The organism is Marinicella pacifica, from assembly GCF_014636635.1.
Lineage (GTDB): Bacteria > Pseudomonadota > Gammaproteobacteria > Xanthomonadales > Marinicellaceae > Marinicella > Marinicella pacifica.
The window spans coordinates 174,332-185,649 of sequence record NZ_BMEO01000006.1 but is presented as its reverse complement, the minus strand read 5'-3'; the positions used below and the strand labels follow the sequence as shown (position 1 = coordinate 185,649).

11 protein-coding genes are annotated in these 11,318 nt (G+C 45.3%); 9 read left to right on the top strand and 2 right to left on the bottom strand.

From position 1 onward, the window contains the following. The first annotated feature begins 203 nt into the window (after positions 1–203). The 5 genes from IEV16_RS08965 (at position 204) to IEV16_RS08945 (ending at position 4,709) form a co-directional block, all read left to right on the top strand. Positions 204–962 (top strand): NIPSNAP family protein, encoded by a 759-nt coding sequence (locus tag IEV16_RS08965; RefSeq protein ID WP_188365359.1) that lies wholly within the window; start codon positions 204–206, stop codon positions 960–962. Between the two features lie 333 nt (positions 963–1,295). Then, complete coding sequence (locus tag IEV16_RS08960) at positions 1,296–1,838, top strand: GNAT family N-acetyltransferase (protein WP_188365358.1); 543 nt, start codon at positions 1,296–1,298, stop codon at positions 1,836–1,838. After that, on the top strand, positions 1,814–2,602 hold the full coding sequence (locus IEV16_RS08955; RefSeq protein ID WP_188365357.1) for an SAM-dependent methyltransferase: 789 nt from the start codon (positions 1,814–1,816) through the stop codon (positions 2,600–2,602). The genes IEV16_RS08960 and IEV16_RS08955 overlap by 25 nt, the downstream gene beginning before the upstream one ends. An 81-nt stretch (positions 2,603–2,683) precedes the next feature. Further along, positions 2,684–2,872, top strand: a complete 189-nt coding sequence (locus IEV16_RS08950; RefSeq protein ID WP_188365356.1) for a hypothetical protein — start codon at positions 2,684–2,686, stop codon at positions 2,870–2,872. Between the two features lie 19 nt (positions 2,873–2,891). After that, positions 2,892–4,709: a GGDEF domain-containing protein gene (locus IEV16_RS08945; RefSeq protein ID WP_188365355.1), complete on the top strand. Its 1,818-nt coding sequence runs from the start codon at positions 2,892–2,894 to the stop codon at positions 4,707–4,709. A gap of 320 nt (positions 4,710–5,029) precedes the next feature. Here the strand turns inward: IEV16_RS08945 and IEV16_RS08940 are convergent, their stop codons facing one another. Beyond that, a complete protein-coding gene (locus IEV16_RS08940; protein ID WP_188365354.1) occupies positions 5,030–6,115 on the bottom strand; it encodes a pyridoxal phosphate-dependent aminotransferase in 1,086 nt (361 codons plus the stop codon). Positions 6,116–6,129: 14 nt separating this feature from the next. Next, positions 6,130–8,256: a 5-histidylcysteine sulfoxide synthase gene (gene ovoA, locus IEV16_RS08935; RefSeq protein WP_188365353.1), complete on the bottom strand. Its 2,127-nt coding sequence runs from the start codon at positions 8,254–8,256 to the stop codon at positions 6,130–6,132. A gap of 140 nt (positions 8,257–8,396) precedes the next feature. Between ovoA and rsfS the strand changes: the two genes are divergently transcribed. The 4 genes from rsfS to IEV16_RS08915 are packed head-to-tail and all read left to right on the top strand — an operon-like array spanning position 8,397 to position 11,312. Continuing rightward, positions 8,397–8,765: a ribosome silencing factor gene (gene rsfS, locus IEV16_RS08930; RefSeq protein ID WP_229728301.1), complete on the top strand. Its 369-nt coding sequence runs from the start codon at positions 8,397–8,399 to the stop codon at positions 8,763–8,765. Further along, positions 8,765–9,235, top strand: a complete 471-nt coding sequence (gene rlmH / locus IEV16_RS08925; protein WP_188365352.1) for a 23S rRNA (pseudouridine(1915)-N(3))-methyltransferase RlmH — start codon at positions 8,765–8,767, stop codon at positions 9,233–9,235. Before rsfS ends, rlmH begins: the two co-directional genes overlap by 1 nt. Next, complete coding sequence (locus tag IEV16_RS08920) at positions 9,228–9,851, top strand: Maf family protein (RefSeq protein ID WP_229728300.1); 624 nt, start codon at positions 9,228–9,230, stop codon at positions 9,849–9,851. Before rlmH ends, IEV16_RS08920 begins: the two co-directional genes overlap by 8 nt. Before the next feature lie 3 nt (positions 9,852–9,854). Further along, positions 9,855–11,312: an Rne/Rng family ribonuclease gene (locus IEV16_RS08915; RefSeq protein WP_188365351.1), complete on the top strand. Its 1,458-nt coding sequence runs from the start codon at positions 9,855–9,857 to the stop codon at positions 11,310–11,312. The last annotated feature ends 6 nt before the right edge of the window (positions 11,313–11,318 follow it).

Here is an 11,318-nt window from a genome sequence, read left to right as displayed (position 1 = left end):
GTTGATGAATCATCAATAATTAATTAAAAGCCCTAAATACAACAAACCCCTGAAAAAAACAGGGGTTTGTCATTAGCCTGAGACCATTTTAATGGTGTGATTTTTTATGGACAGGACGTGTTTTTTACTGTAAGTTAATTTGGTCAACCCCAATACCACTGCCGGATATGTTGTCCGGTGGATAATTTTAAAGGGGAAAAATCATGAATAAATTCTATTCAATCTTATGTCTTTTATTACTTATTCCGGGCTGGTGTGTGGCCGCGGATGAAAAAGAGCCCACGCTTATTGCTGATAGTTGGACCATGGTGCCAAAAGTCGGCCATGACAGCCAATTTGAAGCGGCTTTAAAAGAGCACATGGCTTTGCGATCTGAAAAAGGCGATAGCCGACAGTGGCTGGTTTATACACCGGTCACCGGTAATAATTTTAATCATTATGTGGTGCGTTCTTGTTGTGCCACGTGGGCTGATCAGGACAGTTATGAAGACTGGGATACCAAAGAAACGCATCAACATTTTATCGAAACCGTGCATCCGCATGTTGAGTCGTACAGCCATAATTTTTCGGAACTTGATCAAAAAAATTCTCGCTGGGGCGAAGAGGTCAAAGCACCTTATGTGGGTGTGACGCACTATAAAGTCAAAATGGGCAAGTGGCGACAAATGAATGAAGCTCTGAAAAAAATGAGCACGCTGGCCAAAGACAATGACTGGCCGCATCATTGGGCCTGGTCCTATCCGGTGGCGGGTTCAGGCGCTGTCAATTTAGTGATTCCGTTTGAAAATTATGCGGCTATGGCGCCCCTTGATGAAAGCTTTTATGCGTTTATCAGCAAAGTCATGAAGTCCGAGAAAAAAGCCCAGAAAATGTTCGACCAATTCAGTGGCTCATTTTCTTCTGCCGAGTATCAGATTTATCGACTTCGAAAAGATCTGTCCATGGCGGATAAAAAAGAATAGGGTTGATATTTAATTGATTTATAAAGGGGCCTTATGGTCCCTTTTTTTTGTGGTTTTACCACCAAGGTCACAGAGGTTTTTACAAAGGCCACGAAGTCGTTCATTATATTATTTTTTCTTTGTGAGCTTTGTGCGTTCTTAGTGTTCTTTGTGGTTAATCTTAATCATTTTTAAATAGCCTTTTAACTTAAGAAATAATTTTTGGTACTTTAAATTTTGATGCGGGGCAAGGCGAGGGTAAACCTCGCAGCTACAAGTGAAAATTTCTCATATTCTTGCCGCAGGATTAACAGAACGAGTCTGGTCTAATCCGGTTAAACATTTTATAATTGAATGATGCAGGGGGATTATCAACCAACCATTCAATTCAATTTAACGCCGTTAAAACAAAATCATCAGGACTTATTTTGTGCACTTTACAGCGATGCGCAGGTCATGGCGTTTATTGGTGCGCCGATGTCGTGTGATGCTGTGGCCGATTATTTTCAGCGACTATTAGGCAAAATAACTCAGGCAGATTCAGGTGTTTTATACCGGGTGATTGTAGCTGATACTGATTGTGGTAAGTCACAATACGCTGGTATTGTGCGGTTGACAAAACATCAAGATAACCGTGAAACAATTATCGGTGTAATGCTGTTGCCTCAATTTCAGGGTCTGGGTCTGGCCTATCTGGCGCAAAAGCAACTGATGACTGAAATTCAATCCAATGCATCGAATCAGCTGTTGACTGCCTATTGTCACATCAATAATGAACGGGCACATCGGCTGTATCAGCGTTTGGGTTTTCGTCAAATCCGTGAACTTATTTATCACCAACAACCCGCCATTCAGTGGCAACGAGAGATTACATGCAAAAAAAGCAAGGCAGTTTAGTCAACGTCGGTTTGGGCATGACTTTGGGGGCGCATATTACGCCCTTATCAAGAACCTATATTGAGCAGGCGGATGTGGTGTTTGTGTCGGCTTCGAATCGACTGATTGAGCAGTGGGTGGAGAGTATGAACCCCAATGTGATAAGTCTGCAGTCGTTTTATGCCGAGGGTAAATCACGGCGCGAGACCTATCGGGAAATGACTGAGTCCATTTTAGACGAAGTGAGAGGCGGAAAAACAGTTTGCGGGGCTTTTTATGGTCATCCGGGTGTGTTTGCCTTGCCGCCTCACGTCACCATTCGCAAAGCCCGAGAAGAGGGCTATCGGGCCCATATGGAGCCGGGCGTATCGGCGGAGGATTGCTTGTATGCGGATTTGGGGATTGATCCGGGGCGTTCAGGTTGTGCCCATTTTGAAGCCAGTCAGTTTATGTTTAATCACCGGCCCTTTGATCCGAGTGCCTATCTGGTTTTGTGGCAAGTGGGTGTGGCCGGTGATAAGTCCTTGCAAGTGTTTGAATCGACCGTTGCACAAAAGCAATTACTGGTGGATTTATTGTTAGAAACCTATCCGGCTGAGCATCCTGTGACCTTATACGAATGTGCGGTGTTGCCGATTGAAGAAACCCGTGCCGATACGATGGCCTTAAAAGATTTGGCCGGGCAGCCGATGACGATGAAAACCACGCTGGTGATTCCACCGTGTCAAAATAAGCAAAAAAATCAGACAATGATCGAAAAAGCCGCGCAATGCGCTAAAAAGTAATTAATCGTTATAGTAAATGTGCTAATATAAATGTCGGTTGTTTGGCCATAAAAATTATTTTAAAAACGGAGGAAAGAAAAGATGTCTTTAATTCAGCAATTAGAAGACCTGGGTCAGTCAGGTTCATTAAAACAGTTTGGTTCTGTCGATGGAATGTTCAATCACTTTAAAATTGAAAAACAATTTAAAGATGATGTCTGCGCAAAGAGCCAAGAATTAGTTTGTATGATTGAACCTGATGATGACGATGATGATACCAACAAGTTATAAAATTATTTAAACATTTACAATGAACAGGGAGTTATTATTTAAACAACTTGGGACACTGATTTTACTCAGTGTCTCATTGTTTTTAAATGCCCAAAATATACCCTATCAGGATTTTGACCAATTATTAATAAAGGCTGATCAACATAAAGCCGCTTCTAAACAAATTTTCGATGAGGCGTTGCAGCAGTTACAAAATAACCGAACTCAATTAAGCAATGAGCAGAAAGAGTTTTTAGATTATTTAATGATTTTCAATCAGGCCTACGATGGTCGTTATGATCAGGCAGTGGAAGACTTTGAGAATTTATTCAATCGAGTTGATTCGACCTTTGTTAAAGTCCGAATCCAATCGAGTCTATCGAATTTATATGCCTTTAACCACAATTATCGGGCGGTTTTTACTGCATTACAATATGTCACCACAGAACTGCCTAAACTGGATGATAAAGAATTAAAACACACCATCTACCTGGCCACCGCCAACAGCTATTTACTCACTGATCGGTTCCTCCTGGCCCGTGAATTCAGCGAAATATTGTTAAAAGACAATCCAAATCCCTTTAAGCGTTGTCGTGCAATGGCCTATCGGCAATTAGCAGATATTAAGCTCAATAATATTGATACCAGTGAGGATAAGGCTGTACAAGATATTATCCGATTCTGCCAGTCTCAGAATCAAATGGCTGTCAGTGATCTGTTGGCCCTGAATTGGTATGAATATCAGTTTAAGCAGTTAAATGAAGCGGCCTCATCAGAATCGATCAATCAGTTAATTGCTGCGGCGGAGAATACCTGTTTAGATATCGATACCAAGCAATTTAAAAGCATTATCGCCGGTAAAGAGGCATTATTGGCGCAGTTATATTTAGCAGCCGATGATATTCGATCGGCTCAGGATTATGCCCAATCGGTGGTGCAGGATAATAATCAACTGGGCAATTCTGAACACATCCAAAAAGCCTATCAGGTACTTGAAACCATTGCTCGGCGAGAGAATAATTTCTCACTGGCCTATGAGTATTTAAGCCAAAGAAGTGATATCGAGCGGGATTTAATGACCGATTCTCTGGATAAGCAGGTGGCCTATGCCTCGGTGCAGCATGATTTAATGGCCAAGGAAATCCAGTTGCAACAACTTAGTCAGACCAATGAATTGCTAAAAACCCAGCAGGCACTGGCGGCCAAGGAAAGCCTGAATCAAAAACTGATTATGGCCTGGCTGGCTTTGATGGTGGGTTTATTGCTGTTCTGGGTGGTGCGTGCCATCATTAAACGCAGGAAATTAGAATCATTGGTTGAAATGGATCATCTCACGAAAATTTATAATCGCAAAGGACTGGAGGAGCATGTGGGGCAATTACTAATCCGGAAATCCGGGCAGGGGGTGCCGGTTCATCTGGCGATTATGGATCTTGATCATTTCAAAAAGGTCAACGATGAATGTGGTCATTTAACCGGTGACTGGGTATTAAAGTTTGTGGTTTATCATCTTAAAACCAATTTGCCCGGTGGTATGATGCTGGGTCGTTTAGGGGGTGAGGAATTTGCGGTGATTGGTCATGGTTTTGGCATCAAGACCATGCTGGAACATCTGGAGCTTATGCGCAAACGTGTGAAGAATCTGGACTACGGTGAATCAGAGCAGCCCATTTCTTTATCTGCCAGCTTTGGTGTGGCCTCTTCAGAAACCGCCGGTTATTCCATGCAAATGTTATTAACACAAGCCGATTTAGCCCTGTATCAAGCCAAGCGAGCGGGTCGTGACCAAGTGGTGGTGTATCAACCCGATGGAACCAAAATTCCCACAGTGCCTGATGGCCCGGATTCAGAGCAGTGAACTTTGAGGACAGAGGACGGAGGACATAAGACGGAGGACATAAGACGGAGGACAGAAGACGGAGGACAGAAGACGGATGACGGAAAGCGATAAAAACATTGGATACCTCGTTCATAAGGCGTAGGTCGATAAACCGGGCCTTTGAAAACAGTCCCCGGCATTTTTTTATTTACAACAGCGTTAAAATGCTTAAATTTAAGTCAATTCTCAGTCTGTCCTCTGAAAACCACAAAGGTACGATGGCAATACCAAGCATGGGAACGAGATAGGCTCAAAAGACACCGGATACTTACCTTTGCAGGCATGTCCACGTCAAATGATTAATCAGTCTTTAACAGTGGGTAATGTTCGGCTATAGCCGCATCGGCGATACTCAATCGAAAGCCCGGAATATCAGTGACAAAACAGGTGTCGGGATAGACCAGAAGGCCCTGTTGTTGAGCAAGTTGTTCGGCAAATACCTGTCCGGTTAATGTTTGCTGGGTATTTAATCTGGCAAAGCAGGTAGCGCCGGCTTCGGGTGGGTGACATCGTAGGTGGGGTAGTTGCGGTAAACAGTCAGCCAAAAACGAACGGTTGTGGTTAAGTTGTCCGCGGTGGTGGTTAAAGATGGTTTCAGAATGTGGCAAAATCTGAATCGCCACATTTTCATCGAGACGACTGCCACAGATGGATATATGGCGTTTGACCGTCAGCATTCTTTGCCGCAAGTGTGGGTGACGACAGGCAATCCAGCCTAATCGGATGGCCGGCATACCATAGGCTTTAGACATGACGGCGATACTTATGGCTTTGTCGTACAAATCCACGGCGGCCGGTAAGCGCCGACCGCTTTGGTGTTCCAAACCACGAAAAACTTCATCGGACAACAGCCAGCAATCATGCTGACGGCATAATTCCAGCAATCGGTTCAGTTCTTGCTCGGTGATGTGTTTGCCGGTGGGGTTATGTGGAAAATTGATAATCAGAAGTCGGGTTTTTTTATTGACGACTTTTTTTAATGCCGGCCAGTCTATTGCCCATTGTTGGTCGGGCAATAAAGACACCGTGGAAACTTGTGCACCGGCCATTTTGGCTTGTAATGTGAGGGGTTCAAAAACGGGTGTGAGACAAACCACCTGATCGCCTTTGTTCAGTAAAGCCTGCATGGTCACAAACAAAGCTTCCTGAGCGCCGCAGGTGGTGAGAATATGATCGGCTTGGGTGCTGGTGTAATGCGCATCCGCAATGGCTTGACGCAGCTCTTCACTGCCGGCCATCGGCGCATAATCCTGTGACAGGATATGTGGCAATTGGGCTGGTTTAAAATCAATCAACTCAGTCAACTGAGCCGCTGTCAGCGGTGCCGGATGACTGCTGTGTAAACTGATTAAACCGGCCGGCAGGCTGCGAAGAAACGCAGCCATAGCGGGTTCAGTGTTTAAGTCCGTTTTCGCCATAAGGTTAATTGGGCCAGGGTGTGTTGGTGTTTGCGGGCGGTTTCACGTATCACAAAAGGAATGTCAACAGGATCACAGACCGTTTCAAATTGTTCACCTAAAATACGTTCTAAACTGTCCAGGGTGGTGATGTTTTCGCCATTTTCTTTGAAACCGCCGAGCCAGTGTTCACGTTCGGTGAATTCTTCCAGCCAGGTGTAAGGAGAAGTCAAAGCCAGGTAGCCGCCGTCATTGATGCGGCTTATAATATCGCGTAAAAAGGCTTCCGGTTGGTACAGGCGATCAATTAAATTACCGGCAAACACCAAATCATAACCGTGGAATTTGCCCTTTAAGTTACAGGCATCACCCTGGGCAAAGTGAATGTTGTTGACCCGTTCATCGAGATCTAATGTGTCCAATTGAAATGATTTTAAGGACTGTAATTCCCCTTCATCGGTAATCAGGAATTTAATTTCACCGTGTTCAATCAGTTTTATTGCGTTTTGGATAAACCGCGCAGAAAAATCCAGGCCATCTACGTGCTCAAAATAACGTGCCAGCTCAAAACTGCTGCGGCCCACGGCACAGCCCAGATCAAGGGCCTTTTTACGGTGGGTCTCCGCGATGTGAGGCATGATAAAGTCGATACAGGCTTTGGGAAAATTCGGCACATTGAAATACTCTTCACCGTAGTGAAACTCCAGATACTGGGCAATCAATTCGTCGGTTTCGTAGGTGTTGAACTGCTGATCAATGGCCGCATCGGATTGAATGTAGCGAAAGCCCGCATGCTGATAAAAATGTCGCCGAAAAGCATAACGGGCATCCCGGTGGGCTTCGTTTCCGGTACTGATAAAGCTGCCGCCTTTGATGAGGTTATGACGACCGTCAAAAGTGGGCACAGAAAAATCATCATATATCGGGTGGACTTTAAAGCCCGAAAAACCGTCAATCGCGGTTTCGGTCCACTGCCAGATGTTTCCGATGACATCGCCGAATTGTTCTTCACCAAATAAAAATCGGTCAATCGGACAGGCTGAGGCATAATGGGCTAAATCAATGTTTGCAGGTGTCTGCGTCCAATGCGGATAATGGGCTGATTCTTCTCGGGGCAAGGTGTGCTCATAAAGTCGCATCCATTCGGCCTCGGTGGGCAGGCGAATGTTTTGATTCAGTTTTTTGCTCAGCCAGCGACAAAAAGCTTTGGCTTCATGGTAATTAACATCCACCGGCCAGTCCCAGGGCATGGGGAATTCTTCGGTCAGACTGCGGTACAGCCACTGATCGCCATCATGGCGCCAAAAAACAGGGTGTTGAACACCCATGTATTGTCGCCATTGCCAGCCTTCTTCGCACCAATAAGCCGCATCTTTATAGCCGCCGGCTTCGACAAAAGCCAGAAACTCCTGATTTGAAACCAAAAACCGGGCGGCTTTAAATTCATGTACCTGTGTGCTGTGATGACCATATTCATTGTCCCAGCCATAGGTATGAGATGGTTGGTTTCGGCCTTGTTTAACCAGTCCTTCGGGAACGGTGATCAGTTGATTGTCCGGTGCTGAACTGAAATCCTGGCAACGCGGCCAGTCATCATTGGGTTGAATGTACTGAAGATCCAGTTGGCGAATCAGCACGGATGAGGTTTCTAAATGAATGCGTTCATGTTCGATGCCCATTAAAATCACCCAAAAGGGGTCTTGCCACTGAATTGGAACGGTTAAAGGCAAGACATCGATTTGCTCAAGCACCAATGTTTTTACTTGCTGGCGGTAATTGTACACGTCACTGACAGAAGGCCAGTCATAATGTGCGCTATTTAAATCATCCCAGGACATTTCATCCACACCGATGGCCATCATCGCTTCCATGTCAGTGTCCACCGGCTGATCAATCAGTTTGGCCACCCGCAGTTTATTCACAAAAAATACGGCAGTGTGCGCCAGATAAAAAATTAAGGGGTGGCGTAAGGCTTCAGGTTGCTGCTCATAGGCGTCATCATTTTTGAGTAAGCCAAAAAGGGCTTCATAAGCTTCATAGGTAACTATGAAGTGTTCTCGAATGGTTTGTCTTAACTTTTCGGGTTGACCCCGATCGATAATAGGTGTGCGGGTTAGTTGTAAAGTCATGGTTTAAATTTTATCATTTTAAGACGCAGTTTAGCCAAGGCCTGTGAAATTTATGTCAGTTTGGGTTATTTTTCAGCAAATACTCGGTTTCGTATGCATCAGCATGTTAAAATCAGGACTCATTTATAATTTTAAATTGTGTGCAAAACAAAACATCCAAGCAAAATACCCGGCAAACAGCACAACAGGCTATAACCGTTTTAACCCAAGCTGTTGAAAATGCAAAAGCCCAAAACATCATCACCTTAAATGTGGCTCACTTAACCAGTATCACCGATTATATGCTTATCTGCAGCGGCACATCATCACGTCATATGCGTCATATTGCCGAGACCACGCTGGCAGCGGCCGAAGATGCGGGTCTGACTGTGATCAGCCGCGAGGGTATGAACTCTCAGGATTGGATGATTGTGGATGTGGGGGATGTGATTGTGCATGTAATGAGCGAACAAGCACGCGGGTTTTATCAGCTGGAAGGCTTGTGGGATATGACTGAAGCCGGCAGTTAATGCGTATTCAGCTTTTGACCCCCGGTCATAAAATGCCCGATTGGGTGGCCACCGCTTTTATGGACTATAATCAACGGTTACCGCAACATCTGGCTTTACAATTGGTCCCCATAACTCCGGCCGGCGGGCTTAAAAACCAATCCCCTGAGGCCATCAAATTTCGCGAGGCAGAAGCCATTAGGCAACACACCAAACCCGGTGATTTAAACATTAGTTTTGATGAGCGCGGCAAAAAAATTGACACCGCATATTTATCGGGGCAATTGGCCAATTGGCAAATGAATGGTGTAGATGTGAATTTGATTGTCGGCGGTGCCGAAGGTTTGCATGACACCCTTATAAAGCAATCACAATATCAATGGTCATTGTCCGCGCTAACTTTTCCGCATCAGTTGGTCAAGGTAATTATTGTGGAACAAATCTACCGGGCTTATTCTTTGTTAAACAACCACCCTTACCACCGTGCCTGATAGCGTGTTAGCCAATCCGGTCAGCGTATGCCTGGCGTCGGCTTCGCCTCGACGTCGTGATTTATTGCACCAGTTAGGTTTGACGGTTCATGTTCAAGCGGTCGATATTGACGAAACAAGACGTCACGGAGAATCCCCACAAGATTACTGTGTTCGACTGGCGGTGCAAAAAAACCGGACAGCGTTTGAACGATTTAACCCGACACAACCGATTGTTGCGGCAGACACCATTGTGGTTTTAGGCGATCAGACTTTGGGCAAGCCCCTTAATCGGGAAGCGGTCATTCAAACCTTGAAGCAATTGTCCGGTCAGCGCCATCAGGTGATGACTGCGGTGGCCGTTTCGCACCGTGGACATGCATTGTACGACCTTCAAATCAGCGAAGTTTGTTTTGCACCCATTGATGACAAGTGGATTCAGGCTTATGCAGACACCGAGGAACCTTATGACAAAGCCGGTGCCTATGGTATTCAGGGCGCTGCCGCTTGCTTTATTGCCACCATTTCTGGCAGTTACAGTGGTATCATGGGTTTGCCTTTGTTTGAAACCGCCCGTTTATTGCGTCAATTGGATATAATCGCATATGGACCGCAACAACAGCAACAAACCCTATAGCGCATGTGCAGAGAAATACTGATAAGCAGCAATGATTTTGAAACCCGCGTGGCGCTGGTCGAAGACGGTCAGCTTTGCGAGGTGTGGATGGAACGTGCCAGAAAATATTCTCTGGTGGGTAATATTTACCTTGGTCGCGTGGCCAAAGTTTTGCCCGGTTTACAAGCGGCTTTTGTGGATATTGGTGAACAACAGGCCGCTTTTATGCATGTTTCGGATTTAAGTGATGAAGACCAAGCCACCGGACACAGTGCCACCATCAGTGAGCGGGTGCATGAGGGCGAAAAGCTGATTGTGCAGGTTTATAAAGATCCGATTGGCACCAAAGGCGCACGTATCACCACGGCCTTGAGCATTCCCAGCCGTTATTTGGTGATGATGCCACACGCACCTGACATTGAAGCCATTTCTGCGCGCATCACAGACGATGAGGAACGCCGGCGCTTACAAAGTCTTTTGGCAAAGCTCAATGCGCAACAAAATGCTTTTGGTTTGATTGCCAGAACCCATGCCGAACATGTCAGTTACACCGCTTTATATCACGATTGGCGGTTCTTAAACCGTTTGTGGTCAAAAATTAAAGAACGTCTGAAATCTGCAAAAACCCCATCGCTGATTTACAGTGAGTTTAGTCTTGCAAAACGGGTGGTGCGTGATTTAATTAATGATGATGTGGTCAAAATCAGCATCGATCACCCGCATTTATTTGCTTCACTGAAGGCATTTATCACGGATTTTGCCACCGAATGGGGTGGCCAGTTACAACACCACAACAGTTCCCGGCCATTGTTTGATTTGTATCACATCGATGATGAAATTGACCGTTCAGTGAACCGCACCGTGCCGTTAAAGTCAGGTGGCAATCTGGTGTTCGACAGCAGTGAAGCGATGACCACCATTGATGTCAATACCGGTCAATACGTGGGCTATAAATCACTGGAGGACACTGCTTTTAAGACCAATTTGGAATCCGCTCAGATGATTGCCCGGCAGCTGCGCTTACGCAATATCGGCGGGATTATCATCATTGATTTTATTGATATGTTTGATGAATCGCACCGCGAACAGGTTTTGCAAACTTTGCGCGACGGTCTCGATAAAGACCGTGCCAAAACCCATGTACTTGGCTTTACGCAGTTGGGTCTGGTTGAACTGACCCGTAAACGCACCACCGAAAGTTTACTGGATATTCTTTGTGAACCGTGTGACAAATGTCACGGCAGCGGTCGCATAGAAACCATTGAAACTGTGAGTTTTAAATTATTCCGTGAAATCAGCCGTTCTGTCAAACAATTTAAGGCCAATAAAATCATGGTGATTGGTTCATCACGGCTGGTACAGTACATCACCGAAGAACATTCCACCACCATTGCTGAAATGGAAGAAAGTCTGGGTAAACGCATCGCTTTTCAGGCTGAAGACAGTTATCAACGCACCCAGCATGATGTGGTTTTGCTGTAAAAAATG